This window comes from Mycolicibacterium nivoides, assembly GCF_003855255.1.
In the GTDB taxonomy this organism is placed as follows: Bacteria; Actinomycetota; Actinomycetes; order Mycobacteriales; family Mycobacteriaceae; genus Mycobacterium; species Mycobacterium nivoides.
This window is the reverse complement of sequence record NZ_CP034072.1, coordinates 4,670,895-4,697,099: the sequence shown is the minus strand read 5'-3', so window position 1 is coordinate 4,697,099 and position 26,205 is coordinate 4,670,895. Positions and strand designations below refer to the sequence as shown.

The 26,205-nt window shown below is 67.5% G+C and carries 29 protein-coding genes; 19 read left to right on the top strand and 10 right to left on the bottom strand.

Going from position 1 to position 26,205, the window contains the following annotated elements; genetic code table 11:
- The first annotated feature begins 30 nt into the window (after positions 1-30).
- The 7 genes from EH231_RS22830 (at position 31) to EH231_RS22795 (ending at position 5,029) form a co-directional block, all read left to right on the top strand.
- A complete protein-coding gene (locus EH231_RS22830) occupies positions 31-840 on the top strand; it encodes a biotin--[acetyl-CoA-carboxylase] ligase (RefSeq protein ID WP_124713393.1) in 810 nt (269 codons plus the stop codon).
- A gap of 9 nt (positions 841-849) precedes the next feature.
- Positions 850-1,368: a PH domain-containing protein gene (locus tag EH231_RS22825; RefSeq protein WP_090432657.1), complete on the top strand. Its 519-nt coding sequence runs from the start codon at positions 850-852 to the stop codon at positions 1,366-1,368.
- A gap of 87 nt (positions 1,369-1,455) precedes the next feature.
- Positions 1,456-2,205 carry a glycosyltransferase family 2 protein gene (locus EH231_RS22815; protein WP_090432659.1) on the top strand — a complete coding sequence of 250 codons (750 nt, stop codon included), beginning with the start codon at positions 1,456-1,458 and terminating at the stop codon, positions 2,203-2,205.
- Positions 2,202-3,155 (top strand): acyl-CoA dehydrogenase family protein, encoded by a 954-nt coding sequence (locus EH231_RS22810; protein WP_090432661.1) that lies wholly within the window; start codon positions 2,202-2,204, stop codon positions 3,153-3,155. The genes EH231_RS22815 and EH231_RS22810 overlap by 4 nt, the downstream gene beginning before the upstream one ends.
- A complete protein-coding gene (locus EH231_RS22805) occupies positions 3,152-3,931 on the top strand; it encodes a PIG-L deacetylase family protein (RefSeq protein ID WP_090432663.1) in 780 nt (259 codons plus the stop codon). Before EH231_RS22810 ends, EH231_RS22805 begins: the two co-directional genes overlap by 4 nt.
- Positions 3,928-4,566 carry an SAM-dependent methyltransferase gene (locus EH231_RS22800; RefSeq protein WP_241177791.1) on the top strand — a complete coding sequence of 213 codons (639 nt, stop codon included), beginning with the start codon at positions 3,928-3,930 and terminating at the stop codon, positions 4,564-4,566. The genes EH231_RS22805 and EH231_RS22800 overlap by 4 nt, the downstream gene beginning before the upstream one ends.
- Before the next feature lie 289 nt (positions 4,567-4,855).
- Positions 4,856-5,029: a CsbD family protein gene (locus EH231_RS22795; protein WP_124713391.1), complete on the top strand. Its 174-nt coding sequence runs from the start codon at positions 4,856-4,858 to the stop codon at positions 5,027-5,029.
- A gap of 250 nt (positions 5,030-5,279) precedes the next feature.
- Here the strand turns inward: EH231_RS22795 and EH231_RS22790 are convergent, their stop codons facing one another.
- Entirely contained in the window at positions 5,280-5,942 is a 663-nt protein-coding gene (locus tag EH231_RS22790) for a GtrA family protein (RefSeq protein ID WP_090432669.1), read from the bottom strand.
- Between the two features lie 72 nt (positions 5,943-6,014).
- Here EH231_RS22790 and EH231_RS22785 point away from each other — a divergent pair, with 72 nt between their 5' ends.
- Positions 6,015-7,265 (top strand): 5-(carboxyamino)imidazole ribonucleotide synthase, encoded by a 1,251-nt coding sequence (locus tag EH231_RS22785; RefSeq protein WP_206429606.1) that lies wholly within the window; start codon positions 6,015-6,017, stop codon positions 7,263-7,265.
- Complete coding sequence (gene purE, locus EH231_RS22780; protein ID WP_164480987.1) at positions 7,252-7,764, top strand: 5-(carboxyamino)imidazole ribonucleotide mutase; 513 nt, start codon at positions 7,252-7,254, stop codon at positions 7,762-7,764. Before EH231_RS22785 ends, purE begins: the two co-directional genes overlap by 14 nt.
- Before the next feature lies 1 nt (position 7,765).
- Here purE and EH231_RS22775 read toward each other — a convergent pair whose 3' ends face one another.
- Positions 7,766-8,422, bottom strand: a complete 657-nt coding sequence (locus EH231_RS22775; protein WP_090432671.1) for a TetR/AcrR family transcriptional regulator — start codon at positions 8,420-8,422, stop codon at positions 7,766-7,768.
- A gap of 134 nt (positions 8,423-8,556) precedes the next feature.
- Here EH231_RS22775 and EH231_RS22770 point away from each other — a divergent pair, with 134 nt between their 5' ends.
- Entirely contained in the window at positions 8,557-9,726 is a 1,170-nt protein-coding gene (locus EH231_RS22770) for an acyl-CoA dehydrogenase (RefSeq protein WP_090432673.1), read from the top strand.
- Between the two features lie 73 nt (positions 9,727-9,799).
- Here EH231_RS22770 and EH231_RS22765 read toward each other — a convergent pair whose 3' ends face one another.
- Together EH231_RS22765 and EH231_RS22760 are read right to left on the bottom strand one after the other, a co-directional pair.
- Positions 9,800-10,504, bottom strand: a complete 705-nt coding sequence (locus tag EH231_RS22765; RefSeq protein ID WP_124713390.1) for a TIGR03089 family protein — start codon at positions 10,502-10,504, stop codon at positions 9,800-9,802.
- A 23-nt stretch (positions 10,505-10,527) separates the two neighbouring features.
- Complete coding sequence (locus tag EH231_RS22760; protein WP_090432677.1) at positions 10,528-12,009, bottom strand: LCP family protein; 1,482 nt, start codon at positions 12,007-12,009, stop codon at positions 10,528-10,530.
- Between the two features lie 66 nt (positions 12,010-12,075).
- On the opposite strand from EH231_RS22760, the gene rfbD reads away from it, so the two are divergent.
- The 4 genes from rfbD to EH231_RS22740 all read left to right on the top strand — a co-directional run bounded on the left by rfbD (position 12,076) and on the right by EH231_RS22740 (position 15,418).
- Positions 12,076-12,960: a dTDP-4-dehydrorhamnose reductase gene (rfbD, locus tag EH231_RS22755; RefSeq protein ID WP_124713389.1), complete on the top strand. Its 885-nt coding sequence runs from the start codon at positions 12,076-12,078 to the stop codon at positions 12,958-12,960.
- The gene (locus tag EH231_RS22750) at positions 12,957-13,847 is read left to right on the top strand and encodes a glycosyltransferase family 2 protein (RefSeq protein ID WP_164480986.1); all 891 of its coding nucleotides are present in this window, start codon (positions 12,957-12,959) and stop codon (positions 13,845-13,847) included. The genes rfbD and EH231_RS22750 overlap by 4 nt, the downstream gene beginning before the upstream one ends.
- Before the next feature lies 1 nt (position 13,848).
- Entirely contained in the window at positions 13,849-14,928 is a 1,080-nt protein-coding gene (gene manB, locus EH231_RS22745; RefSeq protein ID WP_090432682.1) for a mannose-1-phosphate guanylyltransferase ManB, read from the top strand.
- Between the two features lie 142 nt (positions 14,929-15,070).
- Positions 15,071-15,418 carry a DUF732 domain-containing protein gene (locus EH231_RS22740; RefSeq protein ID WP_124713388.1) on the top strand — a complete coding sequence of 116 codons (348 nt, stop codon included), beginning with the start codon at positions 15,071-15,073 and terminating at the stop codon, positions 15,416-15,418.
- Here EH231_RS22740 and EH231_RS22735 read toward each other — a convergent pair.
- From EH231_RS22735 to cofD, 4 genes are read right to left on the bottom strand one after another with little or no spacing between them, the layout of a single operon-like run.
- Entirely contained in the window at positions 15,415-16,251 is an 837-nt protein-coding gene (locus EH231_RS22735) for an SDR family NAD(P)-dependent oxidoreductase (protein ID WP_124713387.1), read from the bottom strand. The genes EH231_RS22740 and EH231_RS22735 overlap by 4 nt on opposite strands.
- 9 nt (positions 16,252-16,260) lie before the next feature.
- Positions 16,261-16,773, bottom strand: coding sequence for an NUDIX hydrolase (locus EH231_RS22730; RefSeq protein ID WP_090432945.1), 513 nt, complete (start codon positions 16,771-16,773; stop codon positions 16,261-16,263).
- A 32-nt stretch (positions 16,774-16,805) separates the two neighbouring features.
- On the bottom strand, positions 16,806-18,161 hold the full coding sequence (locus EH231_RS22725) for a coenzyme F420-0:L-glutamate ligase (RefSeq protein ID WP_124713386.1): 1,356 nt from the start codon (positions 18,159-18,161) through the stop codon (positions 16,806-16,808).
- Positions 18,158-19,141: a 2-phospho-L-lactate transferase gene (cofD, locus tag EH231_RS22720; protein WP_090432689.1), complete on the bottom strand. Its 984-nt coding sequence runs from the start codon at positions 19,139-19,141 to the stop codon at positions 18,158-18,160. The genes EH231_RS22725 and cofD overlap by 4 nt, the downstream gene beginning before the upstream one ends.
- A gap of 420 nt (positions 19,142-19,561) precedes the next feature.
- Here cofD and EH231_RS22715 point away from each other — a divergent pair, with 420 nt between their 5' ends.
- Positions 19,562-19,825: a WhiB family transcriptional regulator gene (locus EH231_RS22715; RefSeq protein WP_170856463.1), complete on the top strand. Its 264-nt coding sequence runs from the start codon at positions 19,562-19,564 to the stop codon at positions 19,823-19,825.
- A 46-nt stretch (positions 19,826-19,871) separates the two neighbouring features.
- Here the strand turns inward: EH231_RS22715 and EH231_RS22710 are convergent, their stop codons facing one another.
- Positions 19,872-20,294, bottom strand: a complete 423-nt coding sequence (locus EH231_RS22710) for a metallopeptidase family protein (RefSeq protein ID WP_090432693.1) — start codon at positions 20,292-20,294, stop codon at positions 19,872-19,874.
- 129 nt (positions 20,295-20,423) lie between these two features.
- Between EH231_RS22710 and EH231_RS22705 the strand changes: the two genes are divergently transcribed.
- From EH231_RS22705 to manA, 4 genes are all read left to right on the top strand, one after another.
- Complete coding sequence (locus EH231_RS22705; RefSeq protein WP_090432695.1) at positions 20,424-20,843, top strand: DUF3499 domain-containing protein; 420 nt, start codon at positions 20,424-20,426, stop codon at positions 20,841-20,843.
- A 96-nt stretch (positions 20,844-20,939) separates the two neighbouring features.
- Positions 20,940-22,328, top strand: coding sequence for a phosphomannomutase/phosphoglucomutase (locus EH231_RS22700; protein ID WP_090432697.1), 1,389 nt, complete (start codon positions 20,940-20,942; stop codon positions 22,326-22,328).
- Positions 22,325-23,395 (top strand): TobH protein, encoded by a 1,071-nt coding sequence (locus EH231_RS22695; protein ID WP_090432699.1) that lies wholly within the window; start codon positions 22,325-22,327, stop codon positions 23,393-23,395. The genes EH231_RS22700 and EH231_RS22695 overlap by 4 nt, the downstream gene beginning before the upstream one ends.
- A gap of 3 nt (positions 23,396-23,398) precedes the next feature.
- The gene (gene manA, locus EH231_RS22690) at positions 23,399-24,625 is read left to right on the top strand and encodes a mannose-6-phosphate isomerase, class I (RefSeq protein WP_090432700.1); all 1,227 of its coding nucleotides are present in this window, start codon (positions 23,399-23,401) and stop codon (positions 24,623-24,625) included.
- 10 nt (positions 24,626-24,635) lie between these two features.
- On the opposite strand, the gene EH231_RS22685 is transcribed toward manA, so the two are convergent.
- The gene (locus EH231_RS22685; RefSeq protein ID WP_090432702.1) at positions 24,636-26,015 is read right to left on the bottom strand and encodes an FAD-dependent oxidoreductase; all 1,380 of its coding nucleotides are present in this window, start codon (positions 26,013-26,015) and stop codon (positions 24,636-24,638) included.
- Positions 26,016-26,205: the final 190 nt, after the last annotated feature.

Here is a 26,205-nt window from a genome sequence, read left to right as displayed (position 1 = left end):
TCATTACCGGTGCGAATAAGCTGACGGCCCATGGATGATCGCCAGCCGAACCGCCCGCCGCTCGATGCCGCCGCTTTGCGGGAGTCGTTGAGCGCGCCGTGGCATCAACTCGACGTCGTCGACGAGACCGGATCGACCAACGCCGATCTGATCGCGCGGGCGGCCGCCGGTGGGGAGATCGCCGGTGCGGTGTTGCTGGCCGAGTACCAGAACGCGGGGCGCGGACGGCATGGCAGGCAGTGGTCGGCGCCGCCACGGTCACAGTTGGCATTGTCGGTCGGAGTCGACGCGGCAGGGGTTCCCGCGGACACCTGGGGATGGCTGCCGTTGGCCACCGGGGTCGCCGTCGTCGACGCCGTCGCTGAGGTCACGGGCGTACGCGTGGGCCTGAAATGGCCGAACGACGTCCTGGTCGGCCCGGGTGGCGGGAAACTGGCCGGAATCCTCGCTGAGGTGGCGTCGCCCGCGCCGGTCGTCGTCGTCGGGCTCGGCTTGAACGTGACGATGACCACCGACGAGGCCCCCGACCCGCGGGCCACCTCACTGACGCAGCTCGGAGCCGGAACGGTGGACCGCAACCCGCTGGCTCAGGCGCTGCTCCGGCATCTGGCCGCCCGGTTCGCCGGCTGGCGCAATGCCGATCCGGGGCTGGCCGCCGACTACCGCGCTCGCAGCGTCACCATCGGCAGCCGGGTCCGCGCGATCCTGCCCGGCGACAACGCGTTGGTGGGCATGGCCGTCGACGTCGACGAACTCGGGCGGCTGATCATCGACACCGGTGCCGAACGGGCCACGGTTTCTGCAGGCGACATCACGCATCTGCGCCCCGATGCGCCGTAGAGTGCTGCCGTGGGGTACCCGGAGAATGTGCTGGCAAACGACGAGCAGGTGGTGTTGCACCGGCATCCGCACTGGAAACGTCTGATCGGTGCGGTCCTCGTCCTCGTCCTGACGACCGCGGCATCGGCGTTCGTCGCCGCCGTGGTCAACACCATGGACTGGCAGGCCACCGCCAAGAACGTGCTGTTCATCGTGATCGGGGCGATTTGGCTAGTCGTGGTCGGTTGGCTGACGGTCTGGCCGTTCCTCAACTGGTGGACCACGCACTTCGTCATCACCGACCGGCGGGTGATGTTCCGGCACGGGGTACTGACCCGCTCGGGCATCGACATCCCGCTCGCGCGGATCAACAGCGTCGAATTCCGCCACGGGCTGACCGACCGGCTGATGCGCACCGGCACGCTGATCATCGAATCGGCGTCGCAGGATCCTCTGGAATTCCACGATATTCCGCGCGTGGAGCAGGTGCATTCACTGCTGTATCACGAAGTCTTCGACACCCTGGGGTCTGAAGAGTCGCCGAGCTGACGCGCCTGCGCCCGGCGGTTCGGCCGGCGTAGCGGTCTCACCGCGGCAGCGGGTGTGAAATCCGGTGAAAATGGCTATCTATCAGCCATGACAGCACGGGTGAACCACTTGGCGACCGCCTTTGATCAGGCAATCATCGTCATTCCGGCCCACAATGAAGCGGCGCTTCTGCCCCGCTGCCTGCGTGCGGTGACCACGGCCGCGGCCTGTTGCCCGATGCCGGTGCTGACCGTCGTCGTCCTGGATTCCTGTGACGACGGCAGCGCCGAGCTGGTGGGCGAGTTCGGTCACGACGTTCACTTCGTCAGCGTGGAGGCGGGCAACGTCGGCGCGAGCCGGGCCGCCGGTTTCGCCTATGCACGCTCGCTGTGCAACCACGTCGACGACTCCCGCGCCTGGTACGCCACCACCGACGCCGACAGCCAGGTGGATCCCGACTGGCTGCTTCGGCAGACCGCGTCGGCGGCCGCCATGGTGCTGGGCGTGGTGCGGGTGACCGACTGGCGGCATCACCCCGTCGCGCTCGTCCGGCACTACATGCGTTCCTACGAGTCGGGTGCGCGGGGACCCAAGGGGCACAACCACATCCATGGCGCCAACATGGGTTTTCGTGCCGACGTGTACTGGACGCTCGGGGGTTTCCGCCCCCTGGCCACCGGCGAGGACGTCGAGTTGGTCGAAAGGTTCGAGACCGCCGGCTACCGGATAGAACGGGACTCGACGCTGTCGGTGACCACCTCAGCGCGCAGAAACGGCCGGGCGCCCGGCGGCTTCGCAGGCTACCTCCGCGATGTGTCGCGGTCGGTATTTCGTTCGGCCGAAAGGGATTCCGCATGACGGCCGGTTTGGTTCGGAGCTGGCTGGAGTCGGGCCGGTTGGACCTGCCGCTGCCGGGCTCAGGTGCGACGGTGCGGCGTTGGCAACGGCTTGCGGAGCTGACGGAGATCGACGTCGTCGCCGGGCGACTTGCGGAAGCTCACGTCGACGCCGTCGCGATCCTCGACGAGCTGGGTGCCAAACCGCCTGCGCCAGGCCAGCTGTGGGCGGTGTGGGCCGCCGAAGATCCGAACGCCGTCCTCAATGCGCACACCACCGGAAGCGGTGAAACAGGCACGGTGAAACTGTCGGGCACCAAGGCGTGGTGCTCGGGAGCGGGCCTCTGCACACACGCGTTGGTGACGGCCCGCCTCGACGACGGCCGACGCGCGCTGTACGCGGTGGAGACGAGCGGCAAAGGGGTGCGCCCGTTGCCCAGCACCTGGAGGAATCCGGGCATGGCGGCCAGCGATACCCGCTCGGTCCAATTCAGCGGCGCGCCCGCGGTGTCCGTCGGTAGTCCCGGTGACTATCTGGATCGCCCCGGGTTCTGGCACGGTGCGATCGGCGTCGCGGCGTGTTGGGTCGGTGCTGCGCGCGCAGTCGCCGCACCGCTGTATGACCGCGCCGCCCGCGGAGCAGCTGATGCGCACGTACTGGCCCACCTCGGTGCCGTCGACGCCGCGATCGCGGCGGCCGAAGCGATGCTGGTCGCGGCGGCCGAGGCGACCGACGCTGACCCTTTCGATCGCTCCCGGTCCGCCCAGTTACTCGCCCGGCGAACCCGCGCCGTCGCCGAAACCGCTGTGGATGCGGCGATTACCCGCACGGGCCGCGCACTCGGGCCCGCGCCGCTGTGCCAGGATGCCCAACACGCACGTCGCGTCGCGGATCTGACGATCTACGTGCGGCAGAGCCATGCCGAGCGCGACCTCGCCGCGCTCGGCAAACTGGCGGGGGAGCGCCGATGACAGCCGCAGAGCCCGCTGAACCGTGCGGCAACGCAGCGCGGTTCGGGTCACGCCCGCTGAGCTGCGGTGGCACCCCGGGTCACGCCTGGACGACCTGGGACCGATCGTTCGGTGAGCTGGACCTCACGACATGTCCCGCCCTGGTGGTGGTCGCACCGCATCCCGACGACGAGACCCTCGGCTTCGGGGCGACCATGGCGCTGCTGGCGGAGCGGGGGATCGAGGTCCGAGTGGTGTCCGTCAGTGACGGCGGGGCCGCCCATGAGGGTCTCACGCCCTTCGACCGAATCCGGCTGGAGCGCACCCGAAGCGCCGAGTTGAGAAAGGCCGCAAGGATTCTCGGTGTGGGGGAGCCGATCAGCCTCGCATTGCCCGACGGTGAACTCGCCGGCCACCAAGACTCGCTGGCAGATCTGCTGACCGGGATACTCGAGGAGTGCCCGCCTGGCACCTGGTGTGCAACGACGTGGCGCGGCGACGGGCATCCCGATCACGAGGCGGTTGGGCGGGCTGCTGCCGCGGCTGCGCACCGCACCGCGGCGGTTCTGCTGGAGTACCCGGTCTGGATGTGGCACTGGGCGACGCCCGGAGACTCCGCGGTGCCCTGGGATCGGGCGCTCATGGTGCCGTTGACGGCCTCCGCCGTGGGGCGTAAACAAGCTGCCGCGCAATGCTTCCGCAGCCAGTTCCTTCCATCGGCACCGGGTGTGCACCCGGTACTGCCGCCGTTCGTGTTGCCTCGGCTGCTCGCGGTCGGGGAGATGGTGTTCCGGTGACAGAGCGCCTGCCCGACTCGTACTTCGACCGTATGTACGCGACCTCGGCGGACCCGTGGCGACTGGCCACCCGCTGGTATGAGCAACGCAAGTACGCGATCACGCTGGCAATGCTGCCGCAGCGGCGCTATCGGCATGCCTTCGAGCCGGGTTGCTCGATCGGCACTCTCACGGCGATGCTCGCCGAGCGCTGCGATCACGTCACCGCGATGGATGTGGCGGGGGCCGCTCTGGACATCGCCGACGTGCGACTGCGTGCCGATGGCGACCGGGACGGGCCGCGCGATCGTGTCACTCTGGTGCGTGGATCGCTCGACGACCCTTGGCCTCCAGGACCTTTCGACCTGCTGGTGCTCTCGGAAGTGGCGTACTACCTGGAGGAGGAGTTGCTGGCCGGGCTGCTCCGCCGCGAGTGTCCGCAGTTGGCCCGCGGTGCGACCGTGATAGCGGCACACTGGCGTCACGAGGTGGCCGACTATCCGCACACCGGTGATCAGGCCAACAGGGTCATCGCGGCGACGCCGGGGCTCATTTCGATCGGGAGCTACCGCGACCGCGATGTTGTCATCGAGGTTTTCGACACCCATCGCGCAGCATCCGTTGCCGAGCGCGACGGGGTGCCGGGTGCCGGTTGACCAAGGCGGATAGGACTGGCCCCCAATGCACTTGGGTGCGCCGCCGGGGTAGCGGTCCAGTGCTAATGACTGCGGCCGCCGACGGCATGGCTCAACTTCGTGTCGCCCTGACATACCCGCATTGACCAGTCGCGAAACCGCGATGGTCCTCGCCGATCTCCCGAGGGTGTGGTTAGACATTGCCGGGATGGGTATCCCGTGGTGGCAGCGTGACGAATAACGTTCGCACGCTGCGTCATTACGTGTCGCGAGTCCGCGGCACGGCCAGCGCAAAAAACGGGAGAAACACATGAGCGCCGTAGACAAGGCCAAGAACAAGGTCGAAGAAGTGGCTGGGAAGGCCAAGGAGAAGGTCGGGGAGGCCACCGGCGACAGGGACACCCAGGCAGAGGGACAGAAGGACCAGGCCAAGGGCAATCTCAAGCAGGCCGGCGAGAAGGTCAAGGACGCCTTCAAGAACTGACCGGAACGATGCGGGACTGACGGCGCACTTCGCCTAGGTGCTGGAGGTTCCGGTGCTTGAACCTGAAAACGATTCGTCACCAACGGCGGTGGGTCGGGCGGCGCACAACAACGCCGTCGGCCAACCGTCGGTGCACTACTGGTAATTCCGATCGCCGCAGCCATCTTGCTGCTGGCGCGGAAACCCGCTTCGCGCGGCTCGACCGTCGTTGAACCGGCCCATCGTTTCGTGTGGGGTCACCCCCGCGGTATCACGAAGTCTTCGACACCCTGGGGTCCGAAGAATCACCGAGCTGACGCGCCTTCGAACGGCGGCTCGGCCGGCGTAGCGGCGTCACGTTGGCGGCCTTGCGCTCGGCGTGATCCTCGAACGCCTCGGCGAAGCCGCCGCCGGTGAGCGTGGACTCGAGAGCCAGATCGGGCTTGTCGGTGAACTCGTCGGGGAACACCCAGCGGCGGAACGCCCAGAACCGGAACGCCATCTGCAGCAGATTGCCGAGGATGTAGGCCGAGATGAAGTCGGCGATGTTCTCGACTGTGAGCGAAACCTCGGGAACCCGGAGCCCCAGCACATAGCTGGAGAAGTACAGCGGCAGCATCGACAGCATCACACCCACGCCGCTGAACGCGAAGAACAGCAGGGCCTCGTGGTGGCGCTCGCGGCCGCCGCGATTCTGGAAGCTCCATTCCCGGTTGAGAATGTAGGAGGCGATGACCGCGACGATGCCGGCGATGATCTTGGCGGTGACCGGCTTGGGCTCCAGCACCGTGAGTTTGAGGGTGTAGAAGATCGCCGAATCGATGACAAACGTCGTCGCGCCGACGATCGCGAACTTGATCAGTTCGTGATGCCGCTCGGCGTAGGGACGGACGAATCGCGGCAATCGAGCGATTGTCGCATCGGCGAAGGACACAGCTAGGCAGTGTACGTAAATGCGCCGCCCGATGCCGCATCGCTGCGGACGCCGTACCTTAACCGCAGGTCAATGAGTCGGTCACGACGAGGACATGAATCCGCGCATGACACCATAGAGGGCGTGCCGACAACTCCCAAGAAACCTCCTGTGGTGGCGATGATCGGCGGCGGCCAGCTCGCGAGGATGACGCACCAGGCAGCCATCGCGCTCGGGCAGACCCTGCGGGTGCTGTCCGCCGGGCCCGACGAATCCGCCGCACAGGTGACTCCCGACGTCGTCATCGGCTCCCACACCGACCTGGACGCGCTGCGCCGGGCGGCGGACGGGGCGACGGCGTTGACGTTCGACCACGAGCACGTGCCCACCGAACACCTGGAGACGCTCGTGGCCGAAGGGGTCACGGTCAACCCGCCGCCGCAGGCGTTGGTGCATGCCCAGGACAAGCTGCTGATGCGCCGCAAGCTGCACAGCCTGGGTGCCCCGGTGCCGCGCTTCGCAGAGATCACCTCGGTCGCCGACGTCGAGGAATTCGTGCGGCAGATCGACGGTCCCGTGGTGATCAAGACCGTGCGTGGCGGGTACGACGGCAAGGGCGTGGTCATGGCCGACGACCTCGACTCCGCACGCGAGGTGGTGGCCGGCTACCTGGCTGACGGGGTGGCGGTGCTGGCCGAGGAGCGCGTCGCGATGCGCCGGGAGCTCGCCGCGCTGGTGGCCCGCTCGCCGTTCGGACAGGGTGCGGCGTGGCCTGTGGTCGAAACCGTGCAGCGCGACGGCATCTGCGTCGAGGTGTACGCCCCGGCGCCCGGACTGTCCGACGAACTCGGCTCGGCCGCACAGGAACTCGGCCTGCGGGTGGCCAACGAGCTGGGCGTGGTCGGGGTGCTCGCGGTCGAGCTGTTCGAGACGGCCGACGGCAAGCTGCTGGTCAACGAGCTGGCCATGCGTCCGCACAACTCCGGGCACTGGACCATGGACGGCGCGGTCACCAGCCAGTTCGAGCAGCATCTGCGGGCGGTCCTGGACTACCCGCTCGGCGACACCTCGGCCATCGCGCCTGCTGCCGTGATGGCCAACGTGCTCGGGGCGCCGCAGACGCCGACGATGTCGATGGACGAGAGGATGCACCACCTCTTCGCTCGGATTCCCGACGCGAAGGTGCACCTGTACGGCAAGGGTGAACGGGCCGGGCGCAAGCTCGGGCACGTCAACATCATCGGCACGGACATGGACGAACTTCGCGAGCGTGCGGTGCGGGCAGCGCACTGGTTGTCACACGGCGAGTGGACCGACGGATGGGATGAGCATGCCGGGAACTAATGCCAGGGTCGGCCTGATCATGGGCAGCGACAGCGACTGGTCGGTGATGTCCGATGCGGCCACCGCGCTCGCCGAGTTCGAGGTGCCGTTCGAGGTCGGTGTGGTCTCCGCGCACCGGACCCCGCAGCGCATGCTCGACTACGCCAAGACCGCGGCGGACCGGGGTATCGAGGTGATCATCGCCGGAGCGGGAGGAGCCGCACATCTGCCCGGCATGGTGGCGTCGGCCACGCCGCTTCCGGTCATCGGAGTTCCGGTACCGCTGGCCCGGTTGGACGGCATGGACTCCTTGCTGTCGATCGTGCAGATGCCCGCCGGGGTGCCGGTGGCCACGGTTTCCATTGGTGGAGCGCGTAATGCGGGCCTGCTGGCTGTGCGGATCCTCGGTTCATCCGATACCGCGTTGCGGGACCGGATGGTGAAATTCCAGGCAGACCTGGAAACCATGGTGTTGAAGAAGGACGCGGCGCTGCGCGATCGCCTGTTGGGCGACGGCTGAGTCAATCGCCGATCAGCTCGCGAATGCGGGGGGTCAGCGACTCGATCGGTTCATCGGTCGACATCACCACAACCGCGGTGCGGCCAGTGCCGCCCCGGTAGATCGGCCATGTCGCGGCCAGCGCCTGGGCCAGGTCGGACCGTGGGTTGGCCACGTCGCCGCGCAGCCACCGGCGCAGAACATGGTTGTGTGCAACGACCACGGCGTTGGCGAACAGTTCGGCGCGCAGGTCCGCCGTCCAATCCTCGGTCGGCGCGCTCCGCAGGTGTTTGGTGAACAGCCGGACATACCGGGACACCACGGCTGTTTCGAAGTCGCGCAGGGCAGGTACCGAGCGGGTGAGCCGATACCGCGTCCGCGCACGCTCACCCTCGGCGAGGTAGTTCTCGAAGACCGAGGTTGTCGCCACCGCGATGACCTCGGCGGGGAGCGTTTCGGGCGGCACCGCCGACAATCTCTCGTCGGCGCGGCGCAGCAACGCCTCGTGATCGGGAAAGATCAACGCCTCTTTCGATCCGAACTGACGAAACGCGGTGGTGCGTCCGACCCGCGCCCGTGCCGCGATGTCATCGACGCTGGTGGCTTCGTACCCGCGTTCTTCGAACAGTTCGAATGCCGCGCTCACCAGACGCTCACGAGTGCTTGGCAGGTCGGGCATGATGCACCTTCCGTGGGACTGAGTGCCGATGCTATGGTACTGAGTACCAAAAGTAGCAGGGCGATGTACTCGATGTGCAGTCCGCGCAACGATTGATCCAAGAGAGCCGAGAGCTGAAAGCTAGGGAGAAGATCATGGCTGGCTGGGGCGGTAACCCATCTTTCGATTTGTTTCAGTTGCCTGAGGAGCACCAGGAGCTTCGGGCGGCGATCCGGGCGCTGGCGGAGAAGGAAATCGCCCCGCACGCTGCCGACGTCGACGAGAACGCCCGGTTCCCGGAGGAAGCCCTGCAGGCGCTGAACGCCTCGGGTTTCAACGCGGTGCACGTCCCCGAGGAGTACGGCGGCCAGGGTGCCGACTCGGTCGCGGCCTGCATCGTGATCGAGGAAGTGGCCCGGGTGGACTGCTCGGCCTCACTGATCCCGGCGGTCAACAAGCTGGGCACGATGGGCCTGATCCTGCGCGGCTCCGATGAGCTGAAGAAGCAGGTGCTGCCATCGCTGGCCTCCGGTGAGGCGATGGCCTCCTACGCGCTGTCCGAGCGTGAGGCCGGCTCGGATGCGGCGGGCATGCGTACCCGCGCCAAGGCCGATGGCGATGACTGGATCCTCAACGGCACCAAGTGCTGGATCACCAACGGCGGCAAGTCGACCTGGTACACCGTGATGGCGGTGACCGACCCCGACAAGGGCGCCAACGGCATCTCGGCGTTCATCGTGCACAAGGACGACGAGGGCTTCAGCGTCGGCCCCAAGGAACGCAAGCTCGGCATCAAGGGCAGCCCGACCACCGAGCTGTACTTCGAGAACTGCCGGATCCCGGGCGACCGGATCATCGGTGAGCCGGGGACCGGTTTCAAAACCGCACTGGCGACCCTGGATCACACCCGCCCGACCATCGGCGCGCAGGCAGTCGGCGTTGCCCAGGGTGCGCTGGACGCGGCGATCGCCTACACCAAGGACCGCAAGCAATTCGGTACGGCCATCGCTGATTTCCAGGCCGTGCAGTTCATGCTGGCCGACATGGCGATGAAGCTGGAAGCTGCGCGCCTGATGGTCTACCACGCCGCGGCGCGCGCCGAGCGTGGCGAGACCAACCTCGGGTTCATCTCGGCGGCGAGCAAGTGCTTCGCCTCCGATGTGGCCATGGAGGTCACCACCGACGCGGTGCAGCTGTTCGGTGGCGCGGGCTACACCGTGGACTTCCCGGTCGAGCGGATGATGCGTGACGCCAAGATCACCCAGATCTACGAGGGCACCAACCAGATTCAGCGCGTGGTCATGAGCCGCGCCCTGCTCAAGTAGTTCCGCGAGCAGACAGAAAACTGCCCCTTTTCATGCGAAAAGGGGCAGTTTTCTGTCTGGTCGGCGAAAGAGGCTAGCCGCGGGTGACCTTCTCCGTCGTGCGACGCCGTTCCTGTGCGCCCGCATCGGGATTGGCCACCTGGACGAGTGACGCCCCGGCGGCGAACACCGCGACCAGATTCGAGATGAGCTCGTCGGGGGTGGCCCAGCCCGCGGTGGACAACACGCGGTCGTCGGCGGTGAAACCCTGTGCGGCCGCGGCATTCCGGGAAGCTTCCAGCACTTCGGCGACCGACTGCCCGGCCAGGGCCGGGCCGGGAACACGCTCGGGCACGATCTGGTCGCCGTGCACCCGTACCGCGGTGGCGTAGTCCGTGACGCCGATGGGCAGGTCCGGGGCCGGCTTGCCGAACGGGTCCAGCGACAGCACCGCGACCTCGCCGCCGGAAACCGCGTCGTCGGCCTCATCGAGGCGATCCCGGGTGCACAGGGCGGTGTCGGCCTCCCCGTCCAGAACCACCTCGGCGCCGATCCACCAGATTCCGAACAACACCGCCGCGGTCTGCCAGTGCGCGGGCAGCAGCACCGCCACCCGCGTGCCCGGGCCGGTCCCCATCTCGTCGCGCAAGAGGTTGGCGGTCTTGGCGGCCCAGTTGGCCATGGTCACCGTCGACAGCTCGATCCGCTCACCGGTGGCGTCGTCGTAATAGGTGATCCGTGGCCCGGCCGGGTCCGCTGCCAACAACGGATCCAGGACGGCAGCGCTGACTGTGCTCATAGCCTCGTTCTACTCGAGGGCGATCAGTTCACACACTTGGGATCGTCCGAACCCGCGTTGAGGATCGGCGACGGCGGTGGCGGCGGACTCTGCTCGCCGGTGTCGCTGTAGGTGTCGCCGACCGAAGCCGGATCCACGATGCCCGCGGACGGATCCATGCCGTCGGAGCCGGGTCCGGTGTAATCCGCCGCCAGGACCACCCGCACCGCGCCGGGCGGCAACGACGAATCCTCGTTCACCGGCAATCCGCCGAGGTCCTTCGCCACCGCCTGGGCGCCGAGGTCGTCGCTCTTGGCGGCCAGCACCTGGCTGGACACCGGCGGGGCACCCTCATGGTTGCCGGTGGTGCCGGGCAGGAACCCCTTGTTGCTCAGCACCTGCGACACCGCGGCCGCCAGGCCGTTGATGTCGGTGCCGTTGACCACCTCGACGGTGGTGTTCTCCGGTGAATAGCTGAGCTGTTCGGTCTTGCCCGCGTCCTGGTCCTGCAGCAGGCTCGACACCCATTGGTGGACCTCGTCGGGATCCACCCGGACCACGCTCTGCATACCGTCGTCGCTCCAGCCGTCCTCGCGCAGGATCGGGATGGTGGCGAACGCGACGCTGCCGGCCGCCAGCTTCTGCAGCTGCTCGACGAAATTCATGATGTCCCAGCCGTCGGAGATCACCACGGAGCGCTGCACGGCATCCTGCAGCCGCCCCAGCGTGCCTGGGCTGGACAGCGTCTTGCTGGAGATCACCTCGTGGGCCAGCGACGCCATCACCGACTGCTGGCGGGTCACCCGGTCGAGGTCCCCGCGCGGCAGGTCATGGCGTTGCCGAACGAAGCTCAGCGCCTGCGGGCCGTTGAGCTTCTGCCAGCCGGCCGGGAAATCTGCACCCGAAAGGGGTTCGTAGACTGCATCTTTGAGGCAGACGTTGACGCCGCCCAGGGCGTCGGTGATCAGCGCGAAGCCGAGGAGTCCGATTTCGGCGTAGTGGTCGACCGTGACGCCGGTCAACGAGGCGACGGTCTGGATCAGCTCCTCGCGGGCCGCCTCGGTGGCCTTGGGCTCGGCCACGGCGGGATCTTCACCCTCGACCTCGACGAGCTGCTTCATCCGGTCGAGTTTGACGTCGCCGAACACGCCGTTGATCTTCATCTTTCCCCAGCCCGGTGCTTCGACGTACGAGTCGCGGGGGATGGAGATGGCTGTGGCCGACTTCCCGTTGTTGGGGATGCGGATCAGGATGATGGTGTCGGTATTGGTCGAGACATCGTCGCCGGCGCGCAGGGTCTCCAACTCTTCGGCCGACAACGGGTTGCCGTGGGCGTCGGTACGACTGTCCATACCGACCAGCAGGATGTCGATGGCACCATCCTCGCCGCCACCACCGAGGGCCGCCGAGCTGATGTGGTTGATGCCGGATTCGAAGGAGCGGATCTGGCTCCAGGCCACCCCGGTTCCGAGCACCACGGCCGACGCCGTGGCGACAGCGAGGGAGCGAAGGACAGGGAAAGGCACGTGCCCAGGCTACTTGCGGCTCGGACGTGAGCCGGGTAACGCAGACCGGCGTGCCAGACTCGGCGCATGGCGCAACGGATTGTGATCACCGGGGGTGGCGGCATGGTCGGCCGAGTATTGGCTGATCAGGCCCGTGTCGAGGGTCGTGACGTGCTGGCCCTGACCTCGGCGGAATGTGATATCACCAACGTTGACACGGTGCGCGGGTTCGTCGAGCCCGGCGACGTGGTGATCAACTGCGCGGCATACACGCAGGTCGACACTGCGGAGACGGACCAGGACAGGGCCCGCGCCGTCAACGCCGTCGGTCCCGGCAACCTCGCCGCGGTGTGTGCGCAGGCCGGCGCCGGCCTGGTGCACATCTCCACGGACTACGTGTTCGGCGCCTCCGCGCAACGTCGCACCCCATATGAGATCGATGACCAGACCGGACCGGTCAACGTCTACGGCCGGACCAAACTCGCCGGGGAACAGGCGGTGCTGGCCGCCAAACCCGACGCCTACGTCGTCCGAACCGCCTGGGTGTACCGCGGCGGAGACGGAACCGACTTCGTGGCGACCATGCGCCGGCTGGCCGCCGGGGAGGGCCCGGTCGATGTGGTCGCCGACCAGGTCGGGTCGCCTACCTATACCGGTGACCTGGTCGCGGCGTTGCTGCAGATCGCCGACGGCGGTGTGCGGCCCGGCGTTTTGCATGCCGCCAACGCCGGGTCGGCCAGCCGGTTCGACCAGGCGCGGGAGACCTTCGCGGCTGTCGGTGCCGATCCACAACGGGTCCGCCCGGTCGACAGCAGCCGTCACCCGCGGCCCGCACCGCGTCCGGCCTACACCGTGCTGTCGGCGCTCCGGTCCGCCGAGGCGGGCCTGACCCCGCTGCGGGATTGGCGAGAAGCCCTGGCGGCAGCGGTTGGAAAAGAGTGCCCGTCCGGCCCGCTACCCTCTACGCCGTGACTGAGGATGCGGCCCGCCCGCTCGTGGTGGTGACGGTGACGTACTCGCCGGGGCCACATCTGGACCGTTTCCTGTCCTCGCTCGCCCTGGCCACCGACCGGCCGGTGACCGTCATCATGGCCGACAACGGATCGACCGACGGGGCACCTGAACGAGCGGAAAAGCGTTACCCCAACGTGCGCCTGATCCGTACCGGCAGCAACCTCGGTTACGGCAGCGCGGTCAACCGCGGCGCCGAGCAGATATCGGATGCGGAGTGCTCGGAATTTTTTATCGTCGCCAACCCGGACGTGCAATGGGGGCCAGGGTCGATCGACCTGCTGCTCGACGCGGCCCAGCGGTGGCCGGCGGCCGGTGCTCTCGGGCCATTGGTCCGCGATCCCGACGGTTCGGTCTACCCGTCGGCGCGCCATCAGCCCAGCCTGGTCCGTGGCGGCATGCACGCCGTCGTCGGCCCGTTCTGGAAATCGAATCCGTGGACCGCGGCCTACCGCCAGGACCGTCAGGAGCCCAGTGAGCGCGAGGTCGGCTGGCTGTCCGGTTCGTGCCTGCTGATGCGCCGGGCCGCCTTCGACGCCGTCGGCGGATTCGACGAGCGCTACTTCATGTATATGGAAGACGTCGACCTCGGCGACCGGATCGCCCAGGCCGGCTGGCAGAACGTCTACGTGCCGTCGGCTGAGGTGCTCCACGACAAGGGGCATTCCACGGGCCGCGATCCGGCGCGCAACTTGGCCGCCCATCACCGCAGTACCTACACTTTTTTGGCTGATCGATACTCGGCGCCCTGGCAGGCGCCGTTACGGTGGACAATTCGGGGCGCGCTGGCAGCACGTGCGGGCCTGGTGGTCGGTAGTTCTCGACGTAAACAGGCGAAAGGGCACTGACGTGATCAATCCCGCGGAGGTGGACGCTGTCGTCCTCGTCGGTGGACGAGGCACCAGGCTCCGGCCGTTGACCCTCTCGGCGCCCAAGCCGATGCTGCCGACCGCCGGCGTTCCGTTCCTGACCCATCTGCTGGCGCGAATCTCCGTTGCCGGCATCAAGCATGTGGTGATGGGCACCTCGTACAAGGCCGAGGTTTTCGAGGAGGCGTTCGGCAACGGCTCCGATCTCGGGCTCGAGATCGAGTACGTCACCGAGACCGAGGCACTCGGTACCGGCGGCGCCATCGCCAACGTGGCGGACAAGCTGCGCTACGACACGGCCATGGTGTTCAACGGCGACGTGCTGTCGGCCGCTGACCTCGGCGCGGTGCTCGAATCGCATGACACCCACCAGGCCGACGTCACGCTGCACCTGGTGCGCGTCAGTGATCCGCGTGCGTTCGGTTGCGTGCCCACCGATGCCGACGGTCTCGTGACGGCGTTCCTGGAGAAGACCCAGGATCCGCCGACCGACCAGATCAACGCGGGCTGTTATGTGTTCAACCGCAACGTCATCGACCAGATCCCGCGCGGCCGGGCCCTGTCGGTCGAACGCGAGATCTTCCCCGAGGTGCTCTCCCGCGGACTGAAGATGTGCGGGTACGTCGACGCCTCGTACTGGCGGGACATGGGCACGCCAGACGATTTCGTGCGCGGGTCGGCCGATCTGGTCCGTGGCATCGCACCGTCGCCGGCGCTCAACGGCCGTCGCGGCGAGTCCCTGGTCCACGAAGGTGCGGCGGTTGCGCCTGGTGCCCTGCTGATCGGGGGCACCGTGGTGGGCCGCGGCGCCGAGATCGGTGCCGGCGCACGCCTCGACGGCGCGGTGATCTTCGACGGGGTGCGCGTGGAAGCCGGTGCGGTGATTGAACGTTCGATCATCGGCTTCGGCGCCCGCATCGGCCCGCGGGCACTGATCCGCGACGGCGTGATCGGCGACGGGGCCGACATCGGTGCCCGCTGCGAGCTGTTGCGCGGCGCCAGGGTGTGGCCCGGGGTGACCATTCCCGATGGCGGTATCCGGTACTCCACCGACGTCTGAGGTCCGGCTGCTGCGCCGAAACTACGCTTTCTGACGAGAATTGGCGGAAATGCGGTCAAAAGGCGTCGTCTCGGCGTTGATAAAAGTGTGTTTGCCGGCCCCCATCGAGCCTTAGGCTTCATTCGGCGAAAGGGGAGGGGCCATGTTCAACAGACTGTTCAACGGGTTGCGGCGCAATGTGTCGGCGTCGATCGCGGCGGCGATGGTGCTGGGGACGCTTTTTGGGGTCACCGCCCCTCAGGCGGCGGCCTGGCCGATACCGCTGACCGCGGAGGACACCAATTACCTCAAGGCCACGCGCGGGGTCTTTCCCGGCGATGACGACCAGTTGCTGCTGGTGGGCCGTGAGATGTGCCGCCTGCTCTACACGGGGACACCCGCCCAAGCGGTGATCGACCAGATGTCCGGCCAGTACGCGGCCACACCGCAGCAGACCGCGGTTGCGCTGCGGGCTGCCCGCCGGGCGTACTGCACCCAGGCCCCGGGCTAGGCGCCGACCATCTCCCGGCTGCGGTCCCAGAGTTGCTGTGCCAGAACAGGATCGTTGGCCTGCTTGTTCGGCCGACCAGGCTTGCGCCGGGCGTAGTACTGTCCGGAGGTCCAGTCGGTGCCCGGGGTCGACGTGGCCAGCCATACCAACTGATCTGCCCCTTTGTCCGGGCTGATCAGGATGAGCTTCTTCAGAGGTGTGCGGTAGAGGAGTTCCAGGGCGGGATTGTTGGCCTCGGCGCCGAAGTTCGAGGCCACCGAACCCGGGTGGAATGCCGCCGTGGAGATCCCGTCCGAGTGGTGACGGCGGTGCAGTTCCTTGGTGAACAGGATGTTGGCCAGCTTCGCGTCGCCGTAGGCTTTCTGCGCCTTGAACCCGCGTTCGTGGTTCAGGTCGGTGATGTCGATGTGGCCGAACAACCGGTTGCCGACGCTGGAGGTGTTGATCACCGATGCCCTGGCCGCGATCAGGCGATCCAGCAGCAGGGTGGTCAGCAGGAACGGGGCCAGATGGTTGACCTGGAAGGTCTTCTCGAAGCCGTCGACGGTCACCTGCCGGGTTCCGCTCATGATGCCGCCGGCGTTGTTGGCCAGCACGTCGATGCGCGGATACCGATCCAGCAAGTGGGCGGCCAGGTCGCGGACCTGGCCGAGTTCGGCGAAGTCGGCGACGAGGTAGTCGGCGCCCAGCGCACCGGCCACCGCCGCGGTCTTGCCGGGTGACCGGCCCACCACCACGACATTGTCGCCGCGCCGACTCAACTGGCGGGCGGCCGCGGCACCGACGCCGTCACTGGCGCCGGTGATGACGATGGTCCTGCGCTCCGGGTTCACCGGCCCAGACTAGACGGTCCCGGTGACAGAGTCGGCGAGTTGTTGAAGGCCGAAGTCGGTGCCATCGGGCAGCGCATCCAGGGGCCACCAGCGCAGGTCCAAAGACTCGTCACTGCAGGCGATCTCGGCGCCTGCCGGGGCCCGCACCACAAACTGCATATCGAGGTGGCGGGTCGGCACGCCCAGTGAGCAGGTCACCGGATGTACGTGCAGCGCCGCCAGTTGCGGGTCGATGGTCAATCCGGCGATGCCGGACTCCTCGGTGGCCTCGCGCAGTGCCGCCGAAGCCATGTCGGAATCCGATTCCTCACAGTGGCCGCCGAGCTGCAGCCAGCGGCCGAAGCGGGGATGCAGGGTGAGCAACGTCTGGGTCCCGGTGTGATCGACGACCAGTGCCGACGCGGTGATGTGGCCGGGCACGCACGCGCGCAGGCACGCATCGGGACGGGCGGCCAGGAACGACAGCACCGCGTGCCGCAGGGTGTCCTGACCGGGATCGGCCGTCTGCCAATGCGTCAGCATCTCGACGGCGGAGGCGTGCAGGCTCTCGGCGCTCACTTCACGACCAGCAGGCCGTCGGTGGGCACCGGGTCGCGCGGCGGTTGCGGATCGGCGGCATGACCGATCGCGATGGCGCCCAACGGCTCCCAATCGGGGGGAAGGTCGAGCTCGGCACGCACCAGGTCACCGGCGAAGATGGTCGAGCCGATCCAGCAGCTGCCCACGTCGCGTACCGCCAGCGCCACCAGCAGGGCCTGCACCGCGGCGCCCACCGCGACGGTGAACATGGTGTGCTCGGCCTGGGTACGGGCCTCGTCGGGATAGCTGTGGGCGCCGTCGGGAACCAGGAACGGAATCACCAGTTCCGGAGCGTCGTACAGGATCTGACCGCGGTTCACGCGCCGCTCCACGGACTCCGGGTCCCGGCCGTCCCCGGTGAGATCGGTCCGCCACCGATCCTTCATCCGGTCCAGCAGCCGGGTGCGGGTGGCGTTGTCCTGCACCCAGACGAAGCGCACCGGACGGGTGTGATGCGGGGCGGGCGCGGTGAGTGCCTCGCTGACGGCAGCTTCGATGAGCGCGTGGTCCACCGGCTCGTGGGAGAACGTGCGCACCGAGCGACGCAGGAGCTGAGCTTGGTTGCGCCCCATCTCGATTGCCTCGGCGGTACCGAGCCAGAACAGGTCGTCCTCGCCGGAGCGCAGCAGCGTGCGGGCGTTCGATCCGTCGTCGGTCAGCTCCAGCCCACGCACCACCGCGACGGGGATCGCGGTGAGCTTGCCCTTCACCAGATCGGCTGCCGCAGCGATCTCGTCGGCCACCGCCACCTCGGTGACCAGAAGTTCGTTACCGTGCCGGTCGCGTGCGCCGGCGTATCCGTGCAGGACGGTGAGCCCGGACGCACCGATCGCGAAATCGGCTTGGCCGTTGCGCCAGGCGCGGCCCATGGTGTCGGTGATCACGACGGCGAGGTTGATGCCGAGTCGCTCACGCAGGCGTTCGCGCAGGACCCGAGCGCTCCCGTCGGGATCCACCGGCAGTAGCGCCAATTCATTGGAGTCGACGTTCGACCCGTCGACTCCGGCGGCGGCCTGGACCAGGCCGATTGCGTTCTCGGTGATCAGCGTCCGGCCCTTGCGAGCCAGTACCCGGACCGCTTCGGAATCGATAAGCTTGCGCCGCAAGGTATCCCGCTCTTCCGGATCGGAAGGGGCGGTGACGATGCGGCCTTCGCACTTCGACACGATCTTGCTGGTGATGACAAGTACGTCCCCGTCGCGCAGCCATGGCGCGGCCTCGGCCAGCGCGGTGGCCAGGTCATCCCCGGGCCGGAACTCGGGAAGACCTGGTACCGGCAGAATCTCGACGCGGCCGGCGGACCCGTGCTCGGTGTTCGCGTCGGTGGTCACAACGGGACTCCTGCGAGATCCAGACCGGCGCGCACCATCTCGGCGGTGGTGGGCGGGTCGGTCATCAGCAGTGGCACGGCGCGCACCTTCACGCCCTCGATCTCGGCGTCATCGCCTTCGTGTACCAGCCAGCCGTCCAGGATGCCGGTGCCCGACCGGGCGCCGAAGTGCTGACCGACGGCCTGTGAGGTGGACTCCACACCGATGATGGAGAGGCACTCATCTGCCATGCCGCGCAACGGTTTTCCGTTGATGATAGGGGAGTAGCCGATCACCGGCGCCTCGGTCGAGCGCAGTGCGCCCCGGACTCCCGGGATCTGCAGGATCGGTCCGATGCTCACGACCGGATTTGACGGCGCCAGCAACACCACGTCGGCATCGGCGATGGCCTCGGCGACGCCCGGCGCCGCGGTTGCCTGTTCCGCACCGACGAACGCAAAGCTGTGCGAGGGCACCTGCGCGCGGTAGCGCACCCACCACTCCTGGAAATGGATGGCTCGGCGTTCGCCGTCGGCGGGGTCGGTGATCACCACGTGGGTCTCACTGCGGTCGTCGGTGACGGGCAACAGCTGCGCCCCGGGTGACCAGCGCTTACACAGCGCCTCGGTGACCTGCGACAGCGGGTAGCCGGCGCGCAGCATCTGGGTGCGGACCAGATGGGTGGCGAGGTCCCGGTCGCCCAGACCGAACCAGTCGGGTTGCACACCGTATGCGGCCAGTTCTTCCTTGGCGTGCCAGGTCTCATCCTTGTGGCCCCAACCGCGCTCGGGGTCGATACCGCCGCCCAGGGTGTACATGCAGGTATCGAGGTCCGGGCAGATCCGGACTCCGTGCATCCAGGCGTCGTCGCCGACGTTCACGATCGCTGTGAGTTCGTGCTTGCTGTCGCTCCCGGCAAACTGCCCGAGACCCAACAGGTGCTGCACCCCCAGCAAAAACCGGGCGCCTCCGACGCCGCCGACCAGAACGGTGATCTTCACAACGTCCGACCCTAGGCGTTCCAGGCTCGCGGATGGAAACGACGTCGTCACGGGCAGGACACGCCGATGTCGCGACGCGCCGATTTGACATTACGAGATGGTATGAATTCGCGCCCTGGCGCTTGACCCCGGCAGCTAACACGTGTGTAATCACAGATGTGTCATTTCCCGGTCGGTGACTGATTCCGGTGTCGCAGACCGAGATTCGATCATTTGTTCGAATGGGGTGACCGCATATCGCAATAGTGGGGCTCCACTTAGGATCTACGAGACCGAGTGAGGAGGCGGGGGATAATGTCTTATGAGAGCGGCGATTTCGATCGTGTGGTCCGGTTCGACAACCGGCTACTCGGCTCACTGGACAACGCACCGCACATCAATGCGGCACCGGCACCGCTGGGGGAGGCTGGACGCCCTCAGCTGAGTTTGGTTCCCGAGCACATTGATGTTGATCCGGAAGCCGAAGACGACCAATGGCAGGAACGTGCGCTGTGCGCGCAGACCGACCCGGAGGCGTTCTTCCCGGAGAAGGGCGGGTCAACCCGCGAGGCCAAGCGCATCTGCCTGGGGTGCGAAGTGAAAGACGCATGCCTGGAGTACGCGCTCGCGCACGATGAGCGTTTTGGTATTTGGGGAGGCCTGTCCGAGCGGGAGCGTCGCCGGCTCAAACGCGGCATCATCTGACGCTCTGGCTCGATGGAGCGCTCACCGCAGGGTGTGGCGCTCGGTGTCAGTCGTCGTCGATCGTCGGGTCGATGACTGACGGTTCTACTCCCAGATAGGTGGCCACTTGGGCCACCAGGATTTCATGCAGCAGGTCCGCGAGCTCATCGGATCCTTTGACCCGGCGCTCGATGGGCTTGCGGAACAAGACAATTCGAGCCCGGGTCGCATTTCCTCTGACGTCGACCCCAGCAGGTATCAGCCGCGCCAATGCGATCGGTCCGTCGGCGATGACCTCGGGTGGCCATTGCACACTGTCCGGATCTTTCGGAGACATCCGCGGAATCTCGTCGACAGCGACGTCGAGTTCTCGCAGGCGCGACGCCCACCGACGTTCGACCGGCTCGTAGGCCTCCAGTACCGCCATGTCGAACCGCTCGGCCCGGCTGCGCCAGCCGGGAACCGAGCGGGGAAGCAGCGGCCCGCGCATATCGCGGCCGCGGCGCGATCGCCATGGGTTCCGCTGGGCCACGGCGATGATCGTAACGGTTCGGGATCGGGGCCCCGACGGCCGCGTGTCCGGCGGCGCACAGCGATCGTCCAAAGTAATCTCTGGAGCGTGAATGTTCCCCGTCGCTGCTGCCGGCCCGGGTGCCCGCACTATGCCGTGGCGACGCTGACTTTTGTCTACTCCGACTCCACGGCGGTGGTCGGACCCTTGGCCACGGTGTCTGAGCCTCATTCCTGGGATTTGTGTGTCGGCCACGCCGGCCGTATCACGGCTCCGCGGGGCTGGGAGCTGGTCCGGCACGCCGGGCCGCTGCCCACTCATCCCGATGAAGACGATCTGGTGGCGTTGGCAGATGCGGTCCGCGAAGGCCAGCCCGGTGCGGTTCCCCGGGGTGGGGTGGTGGCCGGGTTCTCCGATCCCGCCACCGGTCTGGGTACCAGCGCGGTGATGGCACCGCAGGCGCGACCGGCGGAGACCAACGGACGTCGTCGCGGGCACCTGCGGGTGTTGCCGGATCCCACCGATTAACCCTGAACAGACCACGACCGGCCCAAGAGTAGTGAACGTGTCGACGCCGCCCGACGGTTAGGCTGGCGCCAACGATTCCGTTTCACAAGGAGCTATATGTCTAGGCCAGCGGCGGCTGTTCACGATGTCATCAAGGCCTATGACGTCAGAGGTCTGGTCGGCAGTCAGATCGACGAGGCATTCGTGACCGAGGTCGGCGGCGCATTCGCTCGTCTGGTCCGTGGCGAAGGCGCCGTGCAGGTGGCGATCGGCTACGACATGCGGGCGAGTTCGCCAACGCTGGCATCGGCATTCGCCGATGGTGTCACCGCCCAGGGCCTGGATGTGGTCCGCATCGGCCTGGCCTCCACCGATCAGCTGTATTTCGCTTCGGGCCTGTTGGATTGTCCCGGGGCGATGTTCACCGCGAGCCACAACCCCGCCGCCTACAACGGGATCAAACTGTGCCGGGCCGGGGCCAAGCCCGTGGGCAAGGACACCGGACTGTCGGTCATCTCCGACGAGGTGATCGCGGGGGTGCCCACCTATGACGGCCCGGCCGGAGCCCTCTCCGATCGCGATGTGCTGGACGACTACGGCAGCTTCCTTCGGTCCCTTGTCGATCTGAGCACGCTGCGGCCGCTGCGCATCGCGGTCGATGCCGGCAACGGCATGGCCGGCCACACCACCCCCGCGGTTCTCGGGCCGATCCCCGGCGCCACCGTGCTCCCGCTGTTCTTCGAACTCGACGGCACCTTCCCCAATCACGAGGCCAACCCGCTGAATCCGGCCAACCTGATCGACCTGCAGGCCCATGTGCTGGCCACCGGTGCCGACATCGGCCTGGCGTTCGACGGCGACGCCGACCGCTGCTTCGTTGTCGATGAACTCGGCCGTCCCGTGTCGCCGTCGGCAGTGACGGCATTGGTGGCCGCCCGTGAGCTCAAGCGGGAGATCGGTGCCACGGTGATCCACAACCTGATCACCTCGCGCGCCGTTCCCGAATTGGTGATCGAGCGTGGCGGCACCCCTGTGCGGTCTCGGGTCGGGCACTCCTACATCAAGGCGCTGATGGCCGAGACCGGCGCGATCTTCGGTGGGGAACACTCGGCGCACTACTACTTCCGTGATTTCTGGGGCGCCGATTCCGGCATGCTGGCGGCCCTGCACGTGCTGGCCGCACTGGGCGAGCAGGACCGCCCGCTTTCGGAGTTCATGGCGGACTACCAGCGGTACGAGGCCTCCGGCGAGATCAACTTCACCGTCAGCGATGCCCCGGCATGCGTGGAGGCCGTGCTCAGATCCTTCGGCAGCTCGATCCAGTCCATCGACCACCTCGACGGGGTCACGGTCGATCTCGGTGACGGCAGCTGGTTCAACCTGCGCACGTCGAACACCGAGCCACTGTTGCGGCTCAACGTGGAAGCGCGTACCGCCGAGGACGTCGCCGCGCTCGTCGACAGAGTTTCGGCACAGATCCGTGGGGTGAGCGAGCCGGTGCCGTGAACGCCGTGGACGCCACGGTCGATCTAGGCGACGGCGACGGACTTCTCGCCGCCGATCGCAACGGTCTGCTGCGGGCCGCGGCCATGGCGGGAGCCCAGGTTCGGGCCACCGCCGCGGCGTTGGCAGAGGGTCTGCTCGACCCGCTGCGCGCCGATTACCCACCGCGCACGGTCATTTGGGTTGCCGGCCGCGGTACGGCCGAGAATGCCGGGGCCATGTTGGTCACCGCACTGGGCGCGTCGATCTCGGCGCCCATCGTGGTGGCCGCCGAGACCCCGCCGTGGCTCGGTGCGCTCGACGTGCTGATCGTGGCCGGCGACGACCCGGGTGATCCGGCCCTGGTGAACGCAGCGGCCACCGGCGTGCGCCGGGGTGCCCGGGTGCTGATCGTGGCGCCCAACGAGGGGCCGTTGCGGGACATCGCGGCCGGGCGCGCGGTGGTGCTGGCGCCCCGGCTGTGGGTGCCCGACGACTTCGGGCTGACCAGGTACCTGGCCGCGGGTCTGGCCGCGCTGCATGTCGTGGATCCGGGGATGCACGTGGATCTGTCCGCGCTGGCCGATGAACTGGACGCCGAGGCGCTGCGCAACAGCGTCGGGCGAGAGCTGTTCACCAACCCGGCCAAAACGCTGGCCGAGCGGATGTCGGACAGCGCGGTCGTGCTGGCCGGCGACAATCCGGCCACCCTGGCGCTGGCCCGGCACGGGGCAGCCGTGATGCTGCGCCTGGCCGGGGAAGTGGTGGCGGCAGCCGGACTGGGCGACGTGCTCGCTGCGATAGGCAGTGGCGCCGTGGGGCCGGCCGGGGCCAGGTCGCTGTTCCATGACGAGGAGATCGACGGACCGCTGCCGCGCCGCATGCGTACGTTCGCATTGATCACCGACACCGAACGACAAGCGGTGGCGGCACGCGTCAACGGATTCGACGACATCGCGGTGATCGGCGCCGAGGATGTGCCGGAATCGGCGGAGACGACCCTGCCGGCCGGGCGCCCGGAACAACAACTGGCGATTCTGGCTGTCCGCTTGGAGATGACGGCCGTATATTTGAAACTGGTTCGAGGATAAGAAGTGCATCTGCTACGGGGCGCGGTGCGGACCTATGCCTGGGGTTCGCGTACGGCAATCGCTGATTTCACCGGAAGGCCCAGTCCGACAATCCATCCGGAGGCTGAACTGTGGCTCGGAGCACATCCGGGCGACCCGGCCTGGCTGCAGACCGAACACGGTGAAGAGTCGCTGCTGCAGGCGGTTCACGACGACCCAGAGGGTCAGTTGGGCAGCGTGGCGATCGGCCGATTCGGCGATGCGCTGCCGTTCCTGGTCAAGGTGCTGGCGGCCGACGAACCGTTGTCGTTGCAGGCTCATCCCAGCGCCGCGCAGGCCCGGGAGGGCTTCGACCGCGAGGATCGGCTGGACATCCCGGTGTCCTCCCCAGTACGCAATTACCGCGACCGGAGCCACAAACCCGAATTACTGGTTGCGCTGGGACAATTCGATGCGCTCGCCGGATTCCGCACCGTGGACCGCACGGTCGAGTTGATGCGCGCACTTGCGGTCTCGGATCTGGACCCGTTCATCAACCTGCTCTCCGATCAGTCCGACGCCGACGGGTTGCGGGCTCTGTTCACCACCTGGATCACCGCGCCGCAGCCTGACCTCGACGTACTGGTGCCTGCCGTTCTCGACGGAGCGGTCCATTACATCCGTTCCGGGGCAAAGAAATTCGCCGCCGAGGTCAAGACGGTGCTGGAACTCGGTGAGCGTTATCCCGGTGATGCCGGCGTGCTGGCCTCCCTGTTGCTCAACCGCATCAGCCTGCGCGCCGGGGAGGGTATCTACCTTCCTGCCGGAAACCTGCACGCATACCTGCACGGTGTCGGCGTCGAGGTGATGGCCAACTCCGACAACGTGCTGCGCGGTGGGCTGACCCCGAAGCACGTGGATGTGCCTGAGCTGCTGCGGGTGCTGGACTTCACCCCGACCCCGGAGGAGCGGCTCCGTCCGGAAACCGTCACGGACGGGGCGGAAACCATCTATCAGACGCCCGCACAGGAGTTCGCGGTGTCCGTGTTGGCGGTCGACGGTGAACACATCGGTGCCGAGATCGACGTGCACTCCCACCACGATGGTCCGCAGCTGCTGCTGTGCACCGAGGGCTCCGCGGTGATCTATGCCGACGACGACAAGCTGACCATGCAGCGCGGCGCGGCGGCCTGGGTGGCGGCCGAGGACGGCCCCATCCGGTTGACCGCCGCCGAGCCGACGAAACTGTTCCGCGTGACCATCGGGATCTAGCGGGTACCGGTCACGCCACAGTGTCGAGGGTGTTGACCTCGCCGTCTCGGCTCTTGCGCCCGGCGACCCACTGCTTGACGTTGTTGCGCATCGCACGGCCGATCAGGCGGGGTGTCGGCACCAGATACAGGCTGTCGAGCAAGCTGGTTCTGCTCAAGAACCATTCGGCCAGAACGGGGTCGGTCTCGGCTGCGGCGACAAACTGAGTGAAGAGTTCGTACGCCGGCCGGTACCACCAGGGGCGGTCGCCCTGCGCCCCGTGTTCGGTGTGGTCCGCCGCGCCGTTCATCATCCACACCGGCCAGATCGTCTTGGCGTTGCGGAACGCCAGCCGCCACATCACGTTGTCCATGCCCTGGGCCAGCGCCCGGCGCAGATTGCCGGCCTGCAGTGCCGCCATCGTCACGCCCTGCCCGAACGTGGGGTTGAGGCTGGCGATGGCGTCACCGAACGGCAGGATGCCGGTGGGAAATTTGTTGATCCGCTCGTAGCGGCGCCACTTGCTCGTCGGGTACCGGTGCACGTTCATTTCGCCGACGGGAGTCCCGGCTCGCAACGCTGCGCTGATCTCGGGCGGCAGCAGCTCGTCGGCCAGCGTGCAGACCTCCGCGAAGTCACGCGGCGGTTCGGCCTTGGCCACCCCGAATGCCGTCACCATCCAGATGCCGTCCTCGTGGAACAGCATGCCCATCCCCAGTGGGCGGTTTCGGGTGGCGCCGACGATGACCATCTTCTGGGGCATCATGCCGTCGGGGATCTTCACGCGGTGCGAGGCGTAGGTCACGCCCACCTGTACCGAATCCTCGCGTGGGCGCTCGAATCCCCACTGCTGCAACCACGTCGGAAGCCGGCTGCCGCGGCCTGACGCGTCGACCACCAGATCGGCCGGCGTGACATCACCGTCGTCGAGGACGACGCCGGTCACCCGCTCGGCTGCCGGGTCGTACTGCGGATGTGCGACGGCTCGGTGCGCGATCTCGATGCCGGGCATCGCGCTCACCCTCTTGCGGATCTGCCATTCGAGGTGGCCGCGGCTGGGCACATAGGCGACGTACTTGTCGTCCAGTCCGGTTTCGAGGACGTGGCCGGCCGCGTCGAAGTGGATCAACTCGCGACGGTTGCGTATCACCGGGACGCCGGAGGCCGCCATGTCGTGGAGCAATCCGGGGAACAGCTCTTCCAGTTCCTGAGCACCACGGGCCATCAGCAGATGGACATGCTGGCCCTGCGGTATGGCGCTGCGATTGACCGGTTGGTCCGGCAGCTCGTCACGTTCGTAGAGGATGACGCGGTCGAAATGGTCGGCGAGCACCCGGGCTGCGCACAGCCCGGCGATGCTCCCTCCGACAACAACGGCTTGTTTCGACGAAAGTTCGTGAGTCCTGCGCATATGACGGCTACGGTACTGCGAACTGAGCACGAACCGGGTCCGAATGAGAGGCAACGTCAATTCTGTGTGCCTTTCTGTCATCGTCTGCGGGCAGCCCCTCGCGCGGGTCCTTGCGTCGCCTTCGCCGCCGGTCGGCTCTCTCGTCGGTGGTCCGCGCCCATGCCGCCGTCAGCGCTGGTTCCGCCCACCT

Excerpts from the sequence above, each read along its gene's own strand:
- EH231_RS22770 (WP_090432673.1), top strand. The coding sequence starts at position 8,557 with ATGGCTGGCTGGGGCGGTAACCCATCTTTCGATTTGTTTCAGTTGCCT.
- EH231_RS22830 (WP_124713393.1), top strand. The coding sequence starts at position 31 with ATGGATGATCGCCAGCCGAACCGCCCGCCGCTCGATGCCGCCGCTTTG.
- EH231_RS22740 (WP_124713388.1), top strand. The coding sequence starts at position 15,071 with ATGTTCAACAGACTGTTCAACGGGTTGCGGCGCAATGTGTCGGCGTCG.
- EH231_RS22710 (WP_090432693.1), bottom strand. The coding sequence starts at position 20,294 with ATGCGCGGGCCGCTGCTTCCCCGCTCGGTTCCCGGCTGGCGCAGCCGG.
- EH231_RS22795 (WP_124713391.1), top strand. The coding sequence starts at position 4,856 with ATGAGCGCCGTAGACAAGGCCAAGAACAAGGTCGAAGAAGTGGCTGGG.
- EH231_RS22775 (WP_090432671.1), bottom strand. The coding sequence starts at position 8,422 with ATGCCCGACCTGCCAAGCACTCGTGAGCGTCTGGTGAGCGCGGCATTC.
- EH231_RS22805 (WP_090432663.1), top strand. The coding sequence starts at position 3,152 with ATGACAGCCGCAGAGCCCGCTGAACCGTGCGGCAACGCAGCGCGGTTC.
- EH231_RS22685 (WP_090432702.1), bottom strand. The coding sequence starts at position 26,015 with ATGCGCAGGACTCACGAACTTTCGTCGAAACAAGCCGTTGTTGTCGGA.
- purE (WP_164480987.1), top strand. The coding sequence starts at position 7,252 with ATGCCGGGAACTAATGCCAGGGTCGGCCTGATCATGGGCAGCGACAGC.
- EH231_RS22700 (WP_090432697.1), top strand. The coding sequence starts at position 20,940 with ATGTCTAGGCCAGCGGCGGCTGTTCACGATGTCATCAAGGCCTATGAC.
- EH231_RS22810 (WP_090432661.1), top strand. The coding sequence starts at position 2,202 with ATGACGGCCGGTTTGGTTCGGAGCTGGCTGGAGTCGGGCCGGTTGGAC.
- rfbD (WP_124713389.1), top strand. The coding sequence starts at position 12,076 with ATGGCGCAACGGATTGTGATCACCGGGGGTGGCGGCATGGTCGGCCGA.
- EH231_RS22815 (WP_090432659.1), top strand. The coding sequence starts at position 1,456 with ATGACAGCACGGGTGAACCACTTGGCGACCGCCTTTGATCAGGCAATC.
- EH231_RS22765 (WP_124713390.1), bottom strand. The coding sequence starts at position 10,504 with ATGAGCACAGTCAGCGCTGCCGTCCTGGATCCGTTGTTGGCAGCGGAC.
- EH231_RS22785 (WP_206429606.1), top strand. The coding sequence starts at position 6,015 with ATGAGTCGGTCACGACGAGGACATGAATCCGCGCATGACACCATAGAG.
- EH231_RS22730 (WP_090432945.1), bottom strand. The coding sequence starts at position 16,773 with ATGCTGACGCATTGGCAGACGGCCGATCCCGGTCAGGACACCCTGCGG.